The sequence below is a fragment of the Parafrankia soli genome (assembly GCF_001854695.1).
Taxonomy (GTDB): domain Bacteria; phylum Actinomycetota; class Actinomycetes; order Frankiales; family Frankiaceae; genus Parafrankia; species Parafrankia soli.
Map to the genome: position 1 here is coordinate 20366 of NZ_MAXA01000253.1, position 18417 is coordinate 38782.

Annotated in this window: 19 protein-coding genes; 13 read left to right on the forward strand and 6 right to left on the reverse strand. The window is 72.4% G+C overall.

Translation table 11 applies throughout. From position 1 onward, the window contains the following. Window positions 1-38 precede the first annotated feature (38 nt). Window positions 39-1547, forward strand: coding sequence for an MmgE/PrpD family protein (locus BBK14_RS28885; protein ID WP_071066353.1), 1509 nt, complete (start codon window positions 39-41; stop codon window positions 1545-1547). A gap of 32 nt (window positions 1548-1579) precedes the next feature. Then, on the forward strand, window positions 1580-2473 hold the full coding sequence (gene prpB / locus BBK14_RS28890; RefSeq protein ID WP_071066354.1) for a methylisocitrate lyase: 894 nt from the start codon (window positions 1580-1582) through the stop codon (window positions 2471-2473). A 386-nt stretch (window positions 2474-2859) separates the two neighbouring features. Here prpB and BBK14_RS28895 read toward each other — a convergent pair whose 3' ends face one another. Both BBK14_RS28895 and BBK14_RS40820 read right to left on the reverse strand, forming a co-directional pair. Then, a complete protein-coding gene (locus BBK14_RS28895) occupies window positions 2860-3153 on the reverse strand; it encodes a hypothetical protein (RefSeq protein ID WP_071066355.1) in 294 nt (97 codons plus the stop codon). Window positions 3154-3240: 87 nt separating this feature from the next. Beyond that, window positions 3241-4830, reverse strand: coding sequence for a hypothetical protein (locus BBK14_RS40820; protein ID WP_241831926.1), 1590 nt, complete (start codon window positions 4828-4830; stop codon window positions 3241-3243). Between the two features lie 339 nt (window positions 4831-5169). Here BBK14_RS40820 and BBK14_RS28905 point away from each other — a divergent pair, with 339 nt between their 5' ends. From BBK14_RS28905 to BBK14_RS28915, 3 genes are all read left to right on the forward strand, one after another. Next, window positions 5170-5349: a hypothetical protein gene (locus BBK14_RS28905; protein WP_071066356.1), complete on the forward strand. Its 180-nt coding sequence runs from the start codon at window positions 5170-5172 to the stop codon at window positions 5347-5349. After that, window positions 5346-6092: an SDR family oxidoreductase gene (locus tag BBK14_RS28910; RefSeq protein WP_071066357.1), complete on the forward strand. Its 747-nt coding sequence runs from the start codon at window positions 5346-5348 to the stop codon at window positions 6090-6092. The genes BBK14_RS28905 and BBK14_RS28910 overlap by 4 nt, the downstream gene beginning before the upstream one ends. A 352-nt stretch (window positions 6093-6444) precedes the next feature. Beyond that, entirely contained in the window at window positions 6445-6948 is a 504-nt protein-coding gene (locus BBK14_RS28915; protein ID WP_071066358.1) for a hypothetical protein, read from the forward strand. A gap of 103 nt (window positions 6949-7051) precedes the next feature. Here BBK14_RS28915 and BBK14_RS28920 read toward each other — a convergent pair whose 3' ends face one another. Then, the gene (locus tag BBK14_RS28920) at window positions 7052-7675 is read right to left on the reverse strand and encodes an SDR family NAD(P)-dependent oxidoreductase (protein WP_083391322.1); all 624 of its coding nucleotides are present in this window, start codon (window positions 7673-7675) and stop codon (window positions 7052-7054) included. A 74-nt stretch (window positions 7676-7749) separates the two neighbouring features. Between BBK14_RS28920 and BBK14_RS37900 the strand changes: the two genes are divergently transcribed. Then, the gene (locus BBK14_RS37900) at window positions 7750-8169 is read left to right on the forward strand and encodes a hypothetical protein (RefSeq protein WP_131802449.1); all 420 of its coding nucleotides are present in this window, start codon (window positions 7750-7752) and stop codon (window positions 8167-8169) included. 144 nt (window positions 8170-8313) lie between these two features. Here BBK14_RS37900 and BBK14_RS28930 read toward each other — a convergent pair whose 3' ends face one another. Continuing rightward, a complete protein-coding gene (locus BBK14_RS28930) occupies window positions 8314-8880 on the reverse strand; it encodes a TetR/AcrR family transcriptional regulator (RefSeq protein ID WP_071066373.1) in 567 nt (188 codons plus the stop codon). Between the two features lie 407 nt (window positions 8881-9287). Between BBK14_RS28930 and BBK14_RS28935 the strand changes: the two genes are divergently transcribed. Beyond that, window positions 9288-9704, forward strand: coding sequence for a hypothetical protein (locus BBK14_RS28935; protein ID WP_071066360.1), 417 nt, complete (start codon window positions 9288-9290; stop codon window positions 9702-9704). Window positions 9705-9835: 131 nt separating this feature from the next. Further along, window positions 9836-10300, forward strand: a complete 465-nt coding sequence (locus tag BBK14_RS38585; RefSeq protein ID WP_071066361.1) for a hypothetical protein — start codon at window positions 9836-9838, stop codon at window positions 10298-10300. A 49-nt stretch (window positions 10301-10349) separates the two neighbouring features. Here BBK14_RS38585 and BBK14_RS28945 read toward each other — a convergent pair whose 3' ends face one another. Both BBK14_RS28945 and BBK14_RS28950 read right to left on the reverse strand, forming a co-directional pair. Beyond that, window positions 10350-11258 carry a carbohydrate kinase family protein gene (locus BBK14_RS28945; protein ID WP_071066362.1) on the reverse strand — a complete coding sequence of 303 codons (909 nt, stop codon included), beginning with the start codon at window positions 11256-11258 and terminating at the stop codon, window positions 10350-10352. 153 nt (window positions 11259-11411) lie between these two features. Further along, the gene (locus tag BBK14_RS28950; protein WP_071066363.1) at window positions 11412-11615 is read right to left on the reverse strand and encodes a hypothetical protein; all 204 of its coding nucleotides are present in this window, start codon (window positions 11613-11615) and stop codon (window positions 11412-11414) included. Between the two features lie 629 nt (window positions 11616-12244). Here BBK14_RS28950 and BBK14_RS28955 point away from each other — a divergent pair. The 5 genes from BBK14_RS28955 to BBK14_RS28975 are packed head-to-tail and all read left to right on the forward strand — an operon-like array spanning window position 12245 to window position 18063. After that, the gene (locus tag BBK14_RS28955) at window positions 12245-12967 is read left to right on the forward strand and encodes a hypothetical protein (RefSeq protein ID WP_241831927.1); all 723 of its coding nucleotides are present in this window, start codon (window positions 12245-12247) and stop codon (window positions 12965-12967) included. Window position 12968: 1 nt separating this feature from the next. After that, the gene (locus tag BBK14_RS28960; protein ID WP_083391320.1) at window positions 12969-14279 is read left to right on the forward strand and encodes an ATP-grasp domain-containing protein; all 1311 of its coding nucleotides are present in this window, start codon (window positions 12969-12971) and stop codon (window positions 14277-14279) included. Continuing rightward, on the forward strand, window positions 14272-15801 hold the full coding sequence (locus BBK14_RS28965) for an ATP-grasp domain-containing protein (protein ID WP_071066365.1): 1530 nt from the start codon (window positions 14272-14274) through the stop codon (window positions 15799-15801). Before BBK14_RS28960 ends, BBK14_RS28965 begins: the two co-directional genes overlap by 8 nt. Before the next feature lie 10 nt (window positions 15802-15811). Further along, on the forward strand, window positions 15812-17197 hold the full coding sequence (locus BBK14_RS28970; protein WP_071066375.1) for an MFS transporter: 1386 nt from the start codon (window positions 15812-15814) through the stop codon (window positions 17195-17197). Next, window positions 17194-18063, forward strand: a complete 870-nt coding sequence (locus BBK14_RS28975) for a GNAT family N-acetyltransferase (protein WP_071066366.1) — start codon at window positions 17194-17196, stop codon at window positions 18061-18063. Before BBK14_RS28970 ends, BBK14_RS28975 begins: the two co-directional genes overlap by 4 nt. Window positions 18064-18417: the final 354 nt, after the last annotated feature.

Consider the following 18417-nt stretch of genomic DNA (forward strand, 5'->3'; position numbering starts at 1 on the left):
CCCGGTTCGGCGGACACCTCGGAAGAAGGAGTGAGCGCATGATCGACCACAAGGTCCGCGTGTATCGGAGCGCCGAGAGGCTGGCCCGCGAGGACCAGCTCGCCTGGAAGATCGCCGCGGTCGCCACCGACCCGGTTGAGGTCACCGACGACGTGACCGACATGGTGATCAACCGGGTCATCGACAACGCCGGGGTGGCCGCCGCGTCGCTGACCCGAAAGCCGGTGGCCGCCGCCCGCGACCAGGCGCTGCGGCACATCCCCGCCCCCGGGCGTGACGGCGCTACCGTGTTCGGCACGCCGGCCGGCGTCCGCGTCTCCCCGGAGTGGGCAGCCTGGGCCAACGGCGTCGCCGTGCGCGAGCTGGACTTCCACGACACCTACCTGGCGGCGGACTACTCCCACCCCGGGGACAACATCCCGCCGGTGCTGGCCGTCGCCCAGCACCTGGGGCTGGACGGCGCCGCCCTGCTGCGCGGGATCGCCACCGGCTACGAGATCCAGGTCGCGCTCGTCCGCGGGATCTGCCTGCACCGGCACAGGATCGACCACATCGCGCACCTCGGCCCGTCCGCCGCCGCCGGCATCGGCGCCCTGCTGGGTCTGCCGACCGAGACCGTCCACCAGGCCGTCCAGCAGGCCCTGCACACGACCACGACGACCCGGCAGTCGCGCAAGGGCGAGATCTCGAGCTGGAAGGCGTACGCACCGGCGTTCGCCGGCAAGCTCGCCGTCGAGGCGGTGGACCGGGCCATGCGCGGTGAGGGCGCGCCGTCACCGGCCTACGAGGGTGAGGACGGGTTCATCGCCTGGCTGCTCGACGGGCCCGGCGGGCAGTACGTCGTCTCGCTGCCCGCGGCCGGGGAGGCCAAGCGGGGGATCCTCGAGACCTACACCAAGGAGCACTCCGCCGAGTACCAGAGCCAGGCGCTGATCGACCTGGCCCGCCGCCTCGGCCCGCGGATCGGGGACTTCGCCCGGGTCCGCTCCATCGTGATCCACACCAGCCATCACACCCACCACGTGATCGGCTCAGGGGCGAACGACCCGCAGAAGTACGACCCGAAGGCCAGCCGGGAGACCCTCGACCACTCGATTCCCTACATCTTCGCGGTCGCGTTGCAGGACGGCGACTGGCACCACGAGCGCTCCTACGCCCCCGAGCGGGCGGCGCGGCCGGACACCGTCGCCCTCTGGCGGAAGATCACCACGCTGGAGGACAAGGAGTGGACGCGGCGTTACCACGCCACCGACCCCAGCGAGAAGGCGTTCGGGGGACGGGTCGTCGTCGAGCTCGACGACGACACCGTGCTCACCGATGAGATCGCCGTCGCCGACGCGCATCCGCTCGGCGCCCGTCCGTTCGCCCGGGACGAGTACGTCGGCAAGTTCCGCCGGCTCGCCGAGGGCGTCGTCCCCGGCCCCGAGCAGGACAGGTTCCTCGACACCGCCGCCCGCCTGCCCGAACTGACCCCGGACGAACTCGCCGGCCTCACCCTCACTCCCGAGCCCGCACTCACCACCGGGGGCACCCAGGGGATCTTCTGACTGTCCCGCCGGATTTCGGAAAGGAACCCGCAGTGCTGCACGCGAAGAAGTCGGCCCATTCCCGTCGCGCCGCGTTCCGGGAGGCGCTGAGTTCCGGTCGCCTGCTGCGTTTCCCCGGCGCGTTCAACCCGCTGACCGCTGTTCTCATCACCGAGCTCGGCTTCGACGGCGTCTACGTCTCCGGCGCGGTGCTCTCCGCCGATCTCGCCCTGCCCGACATCGGTCTGACCACGTTGACCGAGGTCGCCGGGCGGGCCGGACAGATCGCCCGGGTCACCGACCTGCCGGCCCTCGTGGACGCCGACACCGGCTTCGGGGAGCCGATGAACGTCGCCCGCACCGTCCAGATCCTCGAGGACGCCGGGCTCGCCGGCTGCCACCTCGAGGACCAGGTCAACCCGAAGCGGTGCGGCCATCTCGACGGCAAGTCCGTGGTGAGCACCGAGGAGATGGTCCGCCGGATCCACGCCGCGGTCACCGCCCGCCGTGACGACGACTTCGTCATCTGTGCCCGCACCGACGCCCGCGCCGGCGAGGGCCTGGCCGCCGCCACCGAGCGCGCCCGCGCCTACGCCGACGCCGGCGCGGACATGATCTTCCCGGAGGCGATGGCCGACCTCGCCGAGTTCGAGGCGATGCGCAGTGCGGTCGACGTGCCGATCCTGGCGAACATGACCGAGTTCGGGAAGAGCGAGCTTCTCACCACCGCGGCGCTGGAATCCGCCGGCGTGAACCTCGTCATCTACCCGGTCACCCTGCTGCGCCTCGCGATGGGCGCCGTCGAGGACGGGCTGCGCCAGCTACTGACGGACGGCACACAGGCCGGTCTCGTCGACCGGATGCAGACCCGCTCCCGCCTCTACGAGCTCCTCGACTACCCCGCCTACAACACCTTCGACACCGACACCTTCAACTTCCGGATCTGAGCTTCCGGTTCTCCATCGAGCAGCTCGCCGCCAACGCGCTCATCCGGCCGCTGTCGAGCTACGTGGGCGCGGACGAGCGCAGCGTCCCGCTCGCCGCTCGCCGCCTCGCCGGCTGACCCGGCCGGACAGGGACCACCGCGAGCATTGTTGATCATGGTGTTCCGTGGAACACCATGCCGTCCGCCGACCTCCTGGAGGACGTCGTCGAGCGCCAGGCGCCCGGACAGTCCCGACAGCCTGGGATGAAGATAGTCAACAATGTTGACGCGCGGCCGGCCCGCGATTGGTCGGGGGGCGGTCAAGGATGCCGCTGGCCGGCCGCGCGGGAGGCGCCGGCCACGTGGGGCTCCTTCGCTGTGTGGTGGATCTCCGGAGGGGCGGACAGGTCAGACGGGGTCAGTGACGTAGGCGTTCCGGATCGCGGCGAGGAGGTCACGCGGCCCGGTGCCGGGCCCGGAGCGGTCCGCGAGGTGGTCGAGGGTGATCCCGCACAGGGTCGCGAGACCGAGGACGAGCTCCGCCATCGCCGCCGTGGGGTTGGCGCGATCGGCTCCGTCCGCCATCACCCGCTGGACGGTGGTCCAGAAGAACGCCGGGTCGGTGGCGGAGTCGGTGTAGGCGGTCATGATCTCGATTGCCACCGGCAGGCACGCCACCGGGCCGTCAGGGACGCTCCCCATAGATCCTGCTCCCCTCGATCGGCCAGCGACTGAACAGTAGTTGCAACTAATATGCAGCTGCAAACAGGGTGTGTAATCGGGGACTCGTCAGCCGGCGGTTTCGAGACCGGCGTGGAACCGCAGCAGTCGGGCTCTGTGCTCGCCGAGGACCGGGCGGGTGCCTTCGATCAGGCTGTCGAGCTCGGCGGCGCGGTCGCGGCTCGGCGCGTCGTACGTGGTGGCGGCTTCGTTGTCGAGCCACGCTGTCAGGTCGGCCTGTGCGCTGGCCCGCAGCCGTTCGTCGGCGTCGTCGAGCAGGCGCAGGTTGACGGCCATCCGCTGCCAGGCGTCTTCCCCCGTGGTCAGCAGCCGGTAGCCGGCGAACCGCACATGCGGGGCGTTGCCCGCGGCGAGCAGCGCCTCCAGCACCGGCCGCTCGACGGCGCCGGGCTCACGGCGCAGAGTCGTCACCGCCTGGCGGGTGACCGCGGCGGAGTCGTCGCGCAGCATCGGCACCAGCTCGACCGGCCGCGTGACGCCGAGGCGACGCAGCGCCCGGATCGCCTCCATCCGGGCGCGGGCACGCGGATGCGACAGCCACCGGGCGACGACGTCGGCGTCGTCCGCCGCGCCGGTCTCCCCGAGCCCCGCGATCACCCCCGGTTCCGGAGCCTGGGCTGTGGCGAGCCGGCGGTAGTGCTCGGCGGGGTCCGAACCGGCGCGGCGCAGCGCCGCCTGGGCGGTTTCGCGCACGAGTGGATGCCGATCGGGTAGCGCCGCCTCGGCCACGGCACTCTCACCGCGCACGATCAGCGCCTGAAGTGCCTCGGCGCGCACCTGGGCGGTGCGGCTGGCCAGCATCGCGTGCAGCTGCGCCGGATCGGCCGCGGCACGCACCGCGGCCTGGGCGCACATCGTCCGGATCGGCAGGTCGCCGTCGCTGACCGCCGTCGTTGTCAGCCGGTCCAGGCTCAGTTGGTCAGCGGCGATCGCCGCGCGGTACGCGGCCCGCCGGGTCGTGCGATCCCGGGCCGACAGCAGCGGCTCCCGCTGCCGCGCCGGCAGATCCCGCAGGATCTGATCGACGCGCTCTGCGAGCCAGGTGCCTTCATGCCGTCCGCGTAACGCGAACGCCAGCTCCGCCAGCGTGGTCAGCGCCGGCCCGTCCGGTACCGCCGGCCAGCCCTCGACGACCGTCCGTGCCTGTTGCCGAACCTCGGCCACCCAGTCGCAGGCACGAAGCGCGAGTACTGCGGCCGCGGCCGGGTGTGTCCGGTCCGCCAGACGGACGGCTGCCGCCTCGCGGATCCGCCCGTTGTGGTGGCATCCCGCCACCACCAGGCGCAGCTCATCCACCTCGCCGTCGGCCAGGTCCGCCGCGAGGCGCCGCGACCAGTGCGACGTGGACCACCACCGCTGCCGCAATGCCTTGTCCACCGCCAGCCACCACGGCGCCGCGGCCGTGCCCAGCCCGTCCAGGACCGCCTCGCGCAGGGCCAGGTCGCCGTCGCGGGCCACGGTCAGCAGCGCGCCCGCGAACTCCGCCGGACCGACGCTCGGGTCGGTGCCACCGGCCGCGGCAGGAACCCGCCCGACCGTCGCAAGCCCTGGAAGATGATCACGTTCGCCGACCTCCTTGGCGGCGACGGCGGCGCGGTGCAGCCACCGCCGCAGCCGCTTCCCCACCATCGCGGACACAGGCGCACCTCCTCAAGGCATGCGAACCATCATGATCACGGCCATTCTGTTCTGCCACGGACGAATCGGCGGGTAGGGGGTCGAGCGGCGCCCGAGCGCCCGATCGTCCGCCTGGACAACCGGCAGGGGCAGGCCCTGCGCGGGTGAGTTCGTCGCGGGCCACGGTGGCCAGGTCTCAGGGATGTGGTCGGTGCGAGGCGCAGCTGTTCGCCTCCCGTGCCGAGGAACTGCTGAAGGAAATCAACCGGTGCCCGTGACGGCGTCCACTCGTCGTCCACAAGGCATCCATTGGGCCGGCGTAGCTTCCCCTTCGAGGCGACTGGTGGGAAGGGGCGAGACATGAAGCAGACCATCGGTTCCGAATCGGCCGACAAGGTCGGAATCATCGCGCCGGTCCAAAACCGCAGGGCGCGCGTAGCGAACAGCTTCGCGATCGCCGACATCGTCACCGGCGCCGTGCTCACCGTCACCAGCGCGATCATCTGGATCTCCGTAGCCGCCTCCGGAGGCAGCCGATGAAGACCGCGGTCGTCACCGGGGCGGGGGGTGGGCTCGGACGGGCCATCACGGCAGAGCTGGCGCGACGCGGCTTCGCGGTCTGGGCGACCGACGTCGAACTCGGCATCGCCGAGCCGGTAGTCGAGGGCCTCGGTTCCGAGTGCCGCGCGGCGGTGCTCGACGTCACCGACGCGAGTGCCAGCCGCGCGCTTGCCGACGCGATCGTCGCCGAGCACGCGCGCGTCCTCGCCGTCAACGCGACCGGGACGATCAACGGCACCAACGCCGCTCTGGCCCACATGGTTCCGGCGGGGCGGGGTCAAGTGATCAATGTGATCTCGCTTGCGGGGATCGTGGCGACGCCCGGACAGGCGGTCTACGCAGCGAGCAAGCACGCGGCAATGGCCTTCACCCTCAGCACGCTCTTCGACCTGCGGCGCGGCGGCCACCGCGGCATCAACATCTGCGCGGTCTGCCCCAGCGGCGTGTGGACCCCGCTGGTGGGGAACCGCATCGACGATCCCGAAGCCGCGGCCTCCTTCACCGCTCCACTGCTCACCGCCGACGTGATCGGCCGCGTGGTCGGCCGCCTCACCGAACGCCCCCGCCCGGTGACGATCGTGCCGCGCCGGCGGGGTCCGATGATGCGCTTCGTGGATCTCTTCCCTCGCCTCTCCACGCCCGCGGTGCCGACGCTGATGCGGGACGCCCGACGCCGACAGCAGCGCTACAAGCGACTCACCAAGAATGGCGAATGGCCGTGACTGCCGGCTGACCGCTGATCCGAGATGGATGTTGGGCGAGCTGAACACACCCGGCCGCGCGCCGCCGCCCTGGCCCGGTCGACCGTCGCGAGCACCCGGTCGACATCGACCAGGCAGTCCCCGCCCGCGGCCGACACGACATCCCACGCAGCGGAGTCGACGCGGACGGACGGGCATACACCTGAAAGCCCTGGTTTGGAGATCGCGCGGTTGCGCCGGGCGCTCGCGGACCTCCCGCCGCCTGCGGCAGGAACATCATCAGCGTCCTTTGTCAGGTCGCCCTGCCGTTGTGTACTCGAAGGCCGGCGGCCATCCGCCAGCCCCAGCAGGAGGAGTCCGAAGAAGTGAGGCGTTGACCGTGGCGACATCGGGACGGACCCCCGCGCAGCGCCGAGCCGATCGCGCCCGCTGCCCGATCCCGGTCGCGCAGATCCTCGGCATCCCGATCCGCACGGTGGCCGACGCGATGCGGCGGGCGGGCGTCGACGGACCGCTGACCGTCGCGCAGGCGCGGTCGTGGCGGGCAATGACCAGCGAACCGCCGGGCTGGATGGCCGAGCTGTTCGCCGAGACGGCCGCCCGCAGGAGTCAGCGGGAACACCGCGAGCAACGCCGAACCTTCGAAGCGGAGCACGCCACGCTGTTGCTCGCCGACGAGGTGGAACAGCGGCTGCTGGCCGGCCGGCGGATACGAGGCGACGAGGCTGAGCGCCTGGCCGCGGACCTGGCGTTCCGCGCCTACAAGGAGCTCCTCCGCGGTGCGGAACCCGGCGATCTGCTCGCATTGGACCTCGCCGCCCTGCGATGGGCCGGCATCGACCCCGACGACCCCGGCACCTGGCGCCCGGCAGAGTGAACGCCGACCACCCACCTGATCGCCTTCTGTCTCCAGACACCGTGGACGTGCTCCGCTCGGCCGGCCCGGCTATCGCGCTGCTCGGACGTCCAAGGGGCCGGGCTCAGGCTGTGGTTCCGCCGTCGATGACGAGGTCGGTGCCGCGTATCCGGGTGTCGCGGTCGGCGACCGACTCGCCGGGACATAGGGAGAGCTCGGTGTCGGTGGCACCCGGGCTCACCGCGTTGATCCGGACGTTGTCGGCGATGTGGTCCCGGGCCGCGGCCCGGGACAGCACGCTGACCGCGGCCTTGCTGGCGGCGTAGGCGGCCAGTCCCGGTCGGCGGCCGTGGACGCCGATGTTCGACGCGACGTTGACGATGGTGCCGCCGCCGTTCGCCCGCATGTGCGCGACCTCGTATTTCAGGGACAGCCAGACACCGGTGAGGTTGGTGCCCACCACGGTGTTCCAGGCGTCTATCGGCAGGTCGGCCACCGGTGCCGCGGGGCCGACCAGTCCGGCGTTGTTGACCGCGACGTGCAGGCCGCCGAACCGGTCGGTGGTGGCCCGCACCAGGGCGGCGACGTCCTCGGCGACGGTGACGTCGGCGGGGATGGCCGCGGCGCCCTCCCCGGCGAACGCCAGAGCCGTGGCGCGGCCGATCCCGGACCCACCGCCGGTGATCAGCACCACCCGATCGGTGAAACGACCGAGGTCACCCTGCGGGGCGCTGCGCGTCGTGGACATCTGGTTCTCCTTCGGTTCGGTGGGGGAGGAGGTCCGCGGCACCGGCGGTGGCGGACCTGGGGCGGCGAAGCCCCATGGCGGCCAGGCTGGTGGAGGTCAGCGTGATCGCGCTGAGGGCGGCGATCCGGGCGGCTGCCGTGAACACGCCGGGGGTAGGAGTGGCGTGGGGGTCCGTCGCTGAACAGCCCGGTGTAGAGGGTCATCGCCGCTGGTGCCGCGACGAAGACCTGTCGAGTACCGGCAAGATCGACGATTCGTCCGCCGAGGAGCAGCAGGCCGCTGAACGACAGGCCGCACGCGGCGTTGAGAAGCGCCAGCTCCGACGAGGCGAGCCGCAGGTCGCGGGCGATGTCGGGCAGTCCGATGGTCAGGACGGTGATCGCGGCGATCAGCACGAGCTGGACGCTGATCAGCACGGCTGCCGCGCTCCGAACGGGCAACCGCGCGCTGCTTCTCACCGTTCCTCTTTGTGGAATGATCGGTTCGGAATTTGACGGGCGGATCGGGTGGCAGGTCGTCAGGTGACAGCCCGTGCGGACGCGGAGAGCGGGATGGTCGCCAGTCGTCGGCCCACGGCCGGTCGACCTGGTCCGGCGCGGTGAGGGCGCGGGGTGGCGGGCGCTCGGGGCGGTGGGGACTCAGCGCAGGAGGGACAGCGCCTGTTCGACCGCCGGCCGCAGACCACCGTCGAGCGCGGCCGAGGTGCCGACGACCCGCAGCCCCTGCAGGACGACGAGCAGGAAGTCGGCGAGCGCGAGCGGATCGGTGTCGACCGCCAGTTCCCCCTGCGCCCTGGCTCGGGTCAGCGCGGCGGTGAGGGCGACGCGCAGCGTGAACCAGCTGCCTTCCACTCGGCGGGCGACCTGCGCGTCGTGCGGCATGAGTTCCAGCGCGGCACTGACGACCATGCAGCCGCGCTGCCCCGGCGCGGCGGGCTGGTCGGCGTAGCGGCGGACAAGCTGGCGCACCGCGGGCAGTACCGGCCCCGGCTGGGACAGTTCCTCGACGATGGCCGGGTCTCGTCTCTGCACGTACCGGTCGAGTGCGCGCAGGTACAGGTCGTGCTTGCTGCCGAAGCTCGCGTAGAGGCTGGCCCGCCCGATACCCAGCCGCTCCACGAGATCAGCTACGGACGTCGCCTCGTAGCCGCGGTTCCAGAACAGCTCCATGGCCGCGTCGGCATCGAATTCCCTCTCCCGCGACACGGTCGCCACACTACCGATTACTGGAACGATCGATCAAGTAATCTTCCTCGCATAAAGTCACCATTTCATAACCTTCTGCACTTAACGCGATATTCGGCGGGCTCGCTGGTCCGACCGGCACGAACGGTCCAGCAGCAGCCCTCGCGACCTTCGGCGCCTTCGACGCGCGACGCCACGACCGGACCCCCCTCCTGCGCGGCAAGGAGCACGATCCAAACTCGGTGGAGACCTCCACCAGGCGAAAAACAGTGGCGGACCTGTGGTCCGCGTGTGGACATCGGGGCGCATMCGCCGACATCACCGGCATGCTGTCTCTGGGCCGCAAAGATCAGTTACGTCGGAGCGCTGGGCGACGGCCGTGGCTGACGACCCGATCTGTCGAGTAGCTAGAGATCCCTGGAGGCCAGGTGACGCGTCCCCGCTTCCTCCTCGCCTGCTGTCTGTGTCGCCGAACGATCCCCCCGGACTCGGACGCCTACGCCCTCGACCGGGAGTGGGTCCGCCGCTTCCCCCTGATGGTCGGGACGATCGCCTGCCCGGCCTGCGCCCTCCACGATTTCACCTGGGGGTGCCACAACCGCGAGGACCAGTTCGTCGAGGGCCACCTTCCCGTGGCCGACGGCGGTCCGGACATCGACTCGTGGAGCCACATCGAGAAGTACGGCAGCCAGGGCGGCATCATCCTCACCCATCCCGAATCCGGGCTGCTGCAGGGCGCCGAGGACTACCTGCGGCACATCGCCGGCCGCCAGGGCCTCGACGCGACCTTCACCCGACGCCTCCAGGCCGCCCTCGACGCCTGGGACGCCCACTCCTCGGTCTGACCCGGCCGCTGGGGGCGTCAGGCACGGCCGGTGCCGGCGGCCTTCGCGGCGCGCCGGGCCCGCCGGGTGGCGATCGCGCAGCGCAGCAGGAACGCCGGGGTCGGCGGGATCCAGCCGGCCTGCTCAAGGCGGTGTACGACGTCACCCTCGCCGGTGACGACGAGCCGATCAGTTTCGCGGACCGACCGGAGGCACAGGCGATGCGGGCGGCGGACGGCGCCCGGGACTCCGCCCGGGCGTACGCGGCGATGGCCGGCGCCGTGGCCGGACGCATCGGCCAGCTGCTGGACATCGTGCTCAGCACCCGCGGCGGCGACCCGGAGCTCGAGGCGTTCGCCGCGACGATCGACCGGGAACGGCTGCTGGGAGCGACGGCCGCGGTCAGTCACTGGTCGAGCCTCGGCCTGCTCCGCGACGACCTGTCCGTGGACGCGGCCCGTGACGTGGTCTGGACGCTCATCTCACCGGCCGTCGACAGCATGCTGCGCCAGCGCGGCTGGAGCCGCACCGACTACCAGGAATGGCTGGCCCGCACGTTGCTGGCGACCGTGCTGCGCGACGAGGTCACCGCCACGGCGAGCGACGCCGGGAGCTGATGCCGCCGGCCGCGGACGGCGTGCCGTCGTCCGGACGGACGCGGTGAGCTCACCCCGGGTCGTTCGGGGCGTCGGCGGCCAGCGTGTCGAGTTCGGCGCTGGTGGGGTACCGGCCGGTTCCGGGGAACCCGACCGCCCAGCCGGCGGCGAGCACCGCGGTGACGACGGCCTGGTCCGGGTCGCCGCTCCGCAGCCAGGTGTGCAGGAACCCGGCGAACAGCGCGTCGCCGGCGCCGGTGGTGTCAACCACTCCGAACGGTGCCCGGGCCACGACGGTACGGGGCGCGCGGCCCGCCACCGCCAGCAGGCAGCCCCGCGCACCCAGGCCGACGACGACGATCCGGGCCCGTCCACCGGCCAGGACCTGCCCGGCGAAATCCGCCGGGGCCACGGTGAGGTTCTCCGCCGAGCAGAACACGATCGACGCGTGCGCGACCCAGTCCGCGGCGTAGGTGTCGTCCAGACCGGTGGTGGCCTGCAGGTCGACGGCGATCGGAACATCCGCCGCGGTGGCGACGGGCAGCAGATCGCGGGCGAACCCGATCGTGGAGATCGACGCCAGCTGCGCCCCGTCGAGTAGCCCGCGGAACACCGGTGCCGGGTAGCGGGCGGTGGGCAGGCCCTTCAGGTCCGTGGTGATCTGCCGGCGGCCGTCCGGGTCGACGAGAACCGCGGACTGCGCGGTGGCGTCCGCGCGCAGCACCCCTGGGCCGGCGAGCCCTTCGCGGGCCAGGGTGTCCCGGGCCAGGCAGCCGGCGTCGTCGTCCGCGAGAAACGTCGCCAGGCGCACCTCGTCGCCCAGCGCCGCCAGGCCTCGCGCGACGTTCCCGCCGACCCCTGCGACGCCGAGGCGCAGCGGGGAGTGGGCGTAGCGCACCGGGCTGTAGTGCACCGGGAAACCCTCGACCGGGATCGTCTGCTGGACGTTCACCACACCGGCGACAACCACGGCGGCCACGGGTCCCAGCCTGCCATCCCCGTCTGCGGCGGTCCGGTACGAAGGCCGGACCGCCGCAGACGTCACCCACCGGCCGCTCGGTCGTTCGCGATCACCGATCTTTCACGGCCACCGGGCCTTCGCGGCCACCGGGCGGAGAAGGCGTCAGGGGTTTCAGGAGGCGGCGCTTCCGCGGTAGCCGACCGGGCCCTCGCCGGGGAACTCGGCGGCACCCTGGAAACGCGCGCCGTCGTCGAAGAAGGTGATGTTCCCGTTGCCCTGCGGGCCGGCCGGACTGCGGTGCCGCGGGGGCGCGGCGAATAGCGGGACCGGCGGGCTGTTTCCCGGACGCTCCGATCCGAGGGGGAGCAGGTACACGACCGACTATCTGACGGCCGCGCCGCACCCGGCCATCACCGAGCGAAGTCGGGAGCGTCCGCCCCGAGAAGGCCGACCGGCCGCCGCGATCGTCCGCCACGCCACCGGGTCTTTGTGGTGTCAGAAACGACCAGGTGGGGTCCGGCCGGTGGTGCGAGCCGCGCGGGATCGCGTCAACCAGCCGGCGAGGCGAGGGCGGTGTCCGCAGGCCGGCCCGCCGGCCGGTTGACGCGCGGCGCGCGGTCGGCAAGCACGTACGGCGTCGCGCTGAAGACAGCACCCGCGTTCACCGGCGGGCACGACAGGAAAACCGGTCCATCTGTTGTGGACCGACGGCGCCGGATCCCGGTGTATTGCCGGCCGAAAAGGACGTCGCCGCGACACGCCCACCGGTTTTCGACAGAACTCGATCTTGAATCGAATGGATCTCCTGGTTATGTTCGGTCGCACCGCACGGTCGTCGGGTTTCGGAAGGCGTCACCTGCGCCGGTGCGAGGGAACCGCTCCCGCCGTTCTCCGGAACGCTGGAGGTAACGGAGACGGACGGCCGCCGCCGGCCGCCGTCTCGGGAATGTCGGAGACCACGGTCTGTCGATGCTTGGGGAGAACTCATGTCAACGTTGAGTCGTGTGCGTCTGGAGAACCTCGCCGCCGAGTACATGGAGCGGGAGTTCGACCGGGTGCCCCGGATGCGTGAACTACACGAAGGAACCTGGATCGAGCGCGACTACTACGTCCGTCACATCGTGGAGACGGTGCTGCGCATCCGCCTCAACAACGAGGTCGACACCTACGCGCTGTTCCGCGTCGGCTCGAAGGACGACTCGCTCGCCGCGAACCTCGCGAAGTACCTCGCCGAGGAGTTCGGTCACGAACACATGTTCACCCGCGACCTCGTCCGGTTCGGTTTCCCCGTCGAGCAGCTCGACCGGACACCGGTCTTTCCGTCGACCAACAAGCTGATGGGTTTCCTCCGGCTGGCGGCGGACAAGGAGGGCCCGGCGCCGACGACGGTGTGGGACTGGTTCGTGGAGTGGTACTCCGACCGCTACAACCAGATCATCACCACCAGGGCGGCCGAGGAGTTCGGCGCGGACCTCGTCCGCGGGTCGCAGACCCACATCGAGTTCGACACGACCCACGACCACGACGACCTGATGTTCCGGGTGGTCAGCCGGGCGGTGGAGACCTGGAGCACCGCGGCCACCGCCGAGAGCTATCTCGACACCTTCGTCTCCCTCATCGGCGACTACTTCGGTGAGCTCCACGCCGCGACGGCGCGAGACCGGGGCCAGGGCCAGGACCAGGACCAGGACCGGGACCGCTCGTCCGCCCAGCTCGTGAGCTCCTGACATGTCCGGCGCACCGTTCACCGACCGGCCGCCGGTGACAGCCACCCCCGCGGCGACAGCGGGCCAGGGCCGGGGCCAGGACGGCCCCGGGACCGTCGTCGTCGTGGAGCCGATGTCGGCGGGGGAGGCGCTGGTGAAAGCGGCCACGGACCTGGGGTTCGAGGTCGTGGTCGCGTCGTTCGACGCCGAGGACCGGACCCTGTCACCGTCGGTCCGGCGCGCCGGCACCGTCGTGCGGGTCGACACCAACGACGACCGCGCGCTCGACGACGCCGTCCTCACCGCGGTCGCCGGCCGGCGGGTGGCGGCGGTGCTGCCCGGGTTCGAGTTCTACGTCCCCGCCGCCGCCCGGCTCGCCGCCCGCCTGGGCCGGCCGACGCTGCCCGTCCGGGCCGCCGAGGCCTGCCGCGACAAGGAACTCATGCGCGGCGCCGTCGCCGCCGCGGGTCTGCGCGTGCCCCGCCACGCGGTGGCCGTGACGGCGGCGGAACTCGCCGCCGCCGCCGACCACGTCGGCTTCCCGTGCGTGGTCAAACCGACCCGTTCCGCGGGCAGTGTGCACGTCACCCGGGCGGACACCCTGGCCGACCTGCGCGCCGCCCACCGTCGGATGGTCGACGACCCGCGCCGTGACCTGGGCCGGGCACTCGACGGCCGGGTCCTCGTCGAGGAGTACATCGCCGGACCGGAGGTCAGCGCCGAAGGCTACGTCACCGACGGGCGGAGCACCGTCGTGGCGGTGACCCGCAAGATGCTCGGACCGGAGCCGTTCTTCGTCGAGACCGGGCATCTCGTGCCCGCCGACCTCCCGGCCCCGGCCCGCGCGGAGATCGACCGGTACGTCGCCGCCGTCACCGCCGCTCTCGGCGTCACCACCGGGCCGTTCCACTGCGAGCTGCGCCTCGCCGGCGGAGGGGACCCGGTACTGATCGAGCTCGGCGCGCGGCTGCCCGGCGACCACATCGTCGACCTGGTCGAGGCGGTGACGGGGGTTTCGCTGCCGCGGGCCGCCGTCGCCCTCGCCGCCGGTCTCGACGCCGACGTGGCCGTGCGCGCCCCGCAGGCCAAGCACGCGGGCATCCGGTTCTTCACCGCCCCCGGGCTGGCCAGCTACTCGTCGGTCCGCGGCCTGGACGCGGTGGGGCGCGAGCCCGGCGTGTGGGACGTCGCGGTCGCGGTCGCGCCGGGTGAGCCGATCGCGCCCCCGGAGGACTTCCGGTGCCGGCTCGGCCACGTGCTCTTCGTCGCGGACTCCGCCGCCGAGGCGGAGCAGCGCTGGCACCATCTCGGCGAGCAGGTGCGCTTTGACTAGGCCCAGCCCCGGGGCCGGGCCTGGATCCGATCCCGGCCGGATCCGCCCGGGCACCCCGGTTCACCTGGTCCTCAACCGGTTCGGCGACGAGTTCGGCGACTACGCGCGCTACACCCCGCCGGGCTGCCGGCTGGTGCACATCACGACCCCCGGCGGTCTGCCGGCCGTCGACGGCAGCCGGTTCAAACGTCCCGCGGACGCCGACGAGCCGCTGGAGATCGCCGTCGTGCCCGACACCCGGTTCGAGACCGTCCTGCCGGTGGCGGGGGAGCTGGCGGCCCGGTGGGGCCCGTTCGCCGGCGTCGCCGGCCTGTCGGAGTACGACCTGACCACCGCCGCCCGCCTGCGCGAACACCTGGACGTCCCCGGCGCCCGGCCCGCCTTCGTCCACCGTTTCCGGGACAAGCCGACGATGAAGGCGATGGTCGCCGCCGCCGGACTCGCCGTCCCCCGGTTCGTCGAACTCACCTCGGCGACGGACGTCGACGTCGTCGTGGAACGGCTCGGCCTGCCGCTGATCCTCAAACCACGTTCGGGGGCGGCGTCGGTGGGCGTGGTGAAGGTGCGCTCCCGGCTCGGGCTGCACGCCGCCCTGCCGGCCGTCGACCCGCCAGGGTCCAACCCGTCCAGCCCCGAGACGGCCGRATCCGGGGCGGGGAGGTTCGAGGCGGCCGGGTTCGAGGCGGAGGAGTACGTCGACGGGCCGATCCTGCACGTCGACGGGGTCCGCCGCGGCGGACGGTTCCGTTTCGTGAGCGTGTCCGAGTACGTGCACACCTGCCTGGACTTCGCCGCGGGCGCGCCGCTGGGATCGGTCCTGCTCGACCCGGGACGGCGACGTGACCGTGCGGTCGCCTTCGCCGCCCGCTGCCTGGACGCGCTGGAACTGGCCGACGGCACGTTCCACCTCGAACTGATCGAACCGGCCGCGGGCGAACTCGTCTTCCTCGAGGTGGGTATGCGCTCCGGCGGCGCCGAGGTTCCGTTCCTGCACCGTGACCTGTTCGGCGTCGATCTCGTCGGTGAGGCGTTCCGCGCCGCGCTGGACCTGCCACCCCTCGGGCCTCTGCCGGCCCTCGGACGTCCGCCGGCCGGCGGGCCGCTGAGCGAGGGGCCCCGGGGGGAGGGGCCGGCGACCGGCCTCGCGGCGCCGTCCGGCGGGTGGCTGATCTTCCCGGAGCCGCGGCCCTGGCCGAGCCGCCTGGTCAGCGTCACCTCGATGCGGCACCGGGTTCCCGAGATCGTCGCGGAGCGCATCCCCGTGCCGGGCCGGGTCTTCGACGGCACGGGCGGCTACGAGGACGTCGGCGGGAGCTTCCGACTGCTGGGACCGGACGAGGCGACCGTCCGCGCCGCGATCCTCAGGATCATCGACGGCTACCGGATCGTCACGGAACCACTGGTACCGGCGGGACGGTCAGCGCCGGCGGCCACAGCCGAACCGGCGACAGCGACGGCGGCGACTGCGCTGGCGGCGACGCCGGGGCCATCGCCGTCCCGGCCCGTCGCCGCCGCCGGATGACGTGCGCGCCATGACACCGGACGACCACGACGACGGGGGGCGCGGGGGGCCGCTGCGGACCTACTTCGTGCTGCGCGCGGTGGGGGCGCTGGCGAACCAGCTGCTGCAGTTCGCCGTCCCCGTGCTGGTCTACGAGGCGACGGGGAGCGCGGCCTGGTCCGGGGTGGCCCTGTTTGTGGAGTGGCTGCCCCGGCTGACCTCCCTGCCCCTGGCCGGCCCGCTGGTCGACCGTTTCTCGCTCCGGCGGGTCTACGTCGTCAGCGACGGGGTGCGGTGCGCGGCGGCCTGGCTCGTCGCGCTGCTCGTCACGGTCGACCCGTCGGCGGCACGGACCGGCCTGATCGTGCTGGCCCTGATCGCCGGGGCGTCGTTCGAGCAGTCGTTCGTCGCCGGCGAGAAAGCCATGCTGGTGCTGGTCGTCCCGGCGCGGATGCAGCGGGCGCAGTCGCTGCTCGGCGGGATCGACCAGGCCATGCTGCTGGCCGGGCCGGCGGTGGGCGCGGCGCTCCTGCCGGCCGGCCCGGCCGCGACCGTCACGGTGATCGCCACCCTGTTCACCGTCAGCCTGCTACTGGCCCGCACCCTCCCACGCACCGACCACCCCCCGGCGGGTGCGGCTCCGGGTGTCGGCGGCGACGCGGCCGCCCCCGCGACGACGCTGCGTCTCGCCGACCTGCGGTCCGATCTCGCCGCCGGTGTCCGGCGGGTCTTCGGCTCGCCGGTGCTGCGGCTCGTCGTGGCCGTCGCCTTCACGGTGAACCTGGCCCTCGGCCTGCTGCTGGCCAGCGGCCCCGCGCTCGTCCAGACCTCCCACGGGCGCAGCGGCAGCGCCCTGGGAGTCGTCTACCTGCTCGGCGGCCTCAGCTCGATGGCCGTCCTCGCGGTGACCAGCCAGGTGATCAACCGGATGGGGCTGGTCGCGGTCGGTGTCTGTTCGGCCCTGCTCTCCCTCGCCGCGTGCACGGTGCTGGGTGTCGCACCAGGGTTCGGCTGGTTCGTGGTGCTGGCCGTCATCTTCCTGACGGCCGAAAGCGTCTTCACCGTGTTCATCCGCGTGGTGCGGGCCCGCCTGGTCCCGGAGGCGGAGTTCGGCCGGGTCGTCGGCGTGATCGTGCTGTTGAACCTGACCTCGATGCCCCTGGCCGGTCTGCTGGTGGCCACCGGTGCGGGGTTCCTGCCGCTTCCGTGGCTCGTCACCGCCAGCGGGGGCGTCGCGCTGGTCGTCGGCGCGGGCCTGCTGTGGCGGTTGTGGCAGCTCATGCCGCAGACCCGAACCTCGGACGCGGGCCGCCGCTGGGTGGTCCACGCCCTCGAAACCGTCCCCCCCGAAACGGCCGTCGTCGACGGAACCGTCCTCGACAAGGCCGCCCTCGCACCCCAGCGGGAGACCACGTGAGTACCGCGCGACCCCACACCGGTTTCCAGCTCCGGTTCGTGGTCGGCTCGGCCCGGGACACCCCGCTGCGCGTGGTTTTCCGACCGGCCCGCCCGGAGGACCTGGCGGACGTCCACCGGACCCCCGACCCCCAGGCCGTCGCACCTTCCGCTGCCGCGCCTTCCGTCGTCGGACGGATTCCCGTCCGGCGCGGCCCTGGTGACGTCGCCGACGCGGCGGAGTTCCACGTCCTGACGGTGGACGACAGGGTGGTGGCGACCGTGGGCCTGCGACCACTGACCTCGAGAACGACAGGAACGACAGGAACGACGGGAGCAGCGGGGACGGCGGAGCTGCACGACCTCTGGGTGGCGCGCGGCTGGCGGCAGCGCGGATTCGGTCGGCTGCTGCTGGCCTGCGCCCTCACCCGGGCCGCGGCGGCCGGTTTCGACCAGGTCGTCCTGCTGCCCCGGACAGCAGCCGGATGGTTCCACCGCCACGGCTTCACCCCGATGGGCCTCGACGTTCTCCCGGCGGACCGCCGGGCTTTCGTCGACGAGTCCCACGGCCCGGTTCTCCTCGGCCGCGGCAGCGAACCCGGCCACGCCGTGGACCTGCTGTCCCGGCTGTCGGACCTGCGGGTGACGTTCACCCGGTCGGGCCGGGAACTGCGCTGGGATCCGGCGGAGGACACGATTCTCCTGCTCGCAGACTCGGCCGGTGTCCAGCTCGACTCGATGTGCTGGAGCGGGGTGTGCGGCACCTGCCGGTCCACGCTGGTGTCCGGGACGGTCCACTACCTCTCGGAACCCACATGCGACCTGGCCGAGGGGGAGATCCTCCCGTGCGTCACGGCCCCGGTCACCGACGTCGTCCTCGACGTCTGACCTGGTCGCTCGTCAGGAGAGGCGACCAGGAGAGTTGACACACAGCGCCACCCCGATGGTCAACGCGTTCCGAGGTGTGACCGCTCTCGGTGGTTGGCAGGGATCCGGTCGCGCTGTTCGGCGAGGGCAGTGCGACCTTCAAGACCGCCGGCCGAAGTGTGTGGCGGGGCGTGGCGGTCTCTGCTCGGGTTGTCAGATGCGACAGCGCTACGACGATTTCGCTGACTGGTACGACACTTATGCGACCCGGGGTGTGGGACTGCCGTTCGCCCGTGCCGCGGACCGCCTCCTGGCGAGGCTCCTCGGCCCCGGCCGCGGCCGTCTGTGCCTTGACCTGGGCTGCGGCGGCGGTGC

Excerpts from the sequence above, each read along its gene's own strand:
- BBK14_RS28960 (WP_083391320.1), top strand. The coding sequence starts at position 12,969 with ATGTCCGGCGCACCGTTCACCGACCGGCCGCCGGTGACAGCCACCCCC.
- BBK14_RS28905 (WP_071066356.1), top strand. The coding sequence starts at position 5,170 with ATGAAGCAGACCATCGGTTCCGAATCGGCCGACAAGGTCGGAATCATC.
- BBK14_RS28895 (WP_071066355.1), bottom strand. The coding sequence starts at position 3,153 with ATGGGGAGCGTCCCTGACGGCCCGGTGGCGTGCCTGCCGGTGGCAATC.
- BBK14_RS37900 (WP_131802449.1), top strand. The coding sequence starts at position 7,750 with ATGGCGGCCAGGCTGGTGGAGGTCAGCGTGATCGCGCTGAGGGCGGCG.
- BBK14_RS28885 (WP_071066353.1), top strand. The coding sequence starts at position 39 with ATGATCGACCACAAGGTCCGCGTGTATCGGAGCGCCGAGAGGCTGGCC.
- BBK14_RS28920 (WP_083391322.1), bottom strand. The coding sequence starts at position 7,675 with ATGTCCACGACGCGCAGCGCCCCGCAGGGTGACCTCGGTCGTTTCACC.
- BBK14_RS28970 (WP_071066375.1), top strand. The coding sequence starts at position 15,812 with ATGACACCGGACGACCACGACGACGGGGGGCGCGGGGGGCCGCTGCGG.
- BBK14_RS28910 (WP_071066357.1), top strand. The coding sequence starts at position 5,346 with ATGAAGACCGCGGTCGTCACCGGGGCGGGGGGTGGGCTCGGACGGGCC.